The organism is Vibrio sp. 10N.222.48.A3, from assembly GCF_041475345.1.
Lineage (GTDB): Bacteria > Pseudomonadota > Gammaproteobacteria > Enterobacterales > Vibrionaceae > Vibrio > Vibrio tasmaniensis_A.
This window is the reverse complement of record NZ_JBFRVX010001299.1, coordinates 1-336: the sequence shown is the minus strand read 5'-3', so window position 1 is coordinate 336 and position 336 is coordinate 1. Positions and strand designations below refer to the sequence as shown.

1 protein-coding gene is annotated in these 336 nt (G+C 45.5%); it reads left to right on the top strand.

Annotated features, from left to right (window positions below):
* Nucleotides 1-297 (top strand): plastocyanin/azurin family copper-binding protein (locus AB4653_RS25855; RefSeq protein ID WP_372105658.1); only part of this gene is annotated, 297 nt, incomplete at its 5' end.
* Between the last annotated feature and the right edge of the window lie 39 nt (nucleotides 298-336).

Below are 336 nucleotides of genomic sequence, written 5' to 3'. Positions count from 1 at the left end.
TTTAAAGGAACCGTTGGCTCTCATACTGCTCATAGCATTCAAGGGATGCTTCCTGACGGTGCTAAACCTCTTATGATATCCGGGTCAAACGCTCAGGAAGTCACTTTTGATAAGCCCGGAGTTTATGGCATAAAATGTAAAGTACATCACCGACACGGAATGGTGGCACTTGTGGTTGTTGGTGATCCTAGTGTTAACTTAGAAGAAGCTCGCACCGCGGCCAAAAAACGTGTGAGTCGCAGAGCTCAGAAAAAGATGCAAGGCTTGCTCGATCAAGCAGAGCAAAAAATTCAATAACCTTTGTCCCTGTCTTGAAGCATCAGCTCTCTGTTGATG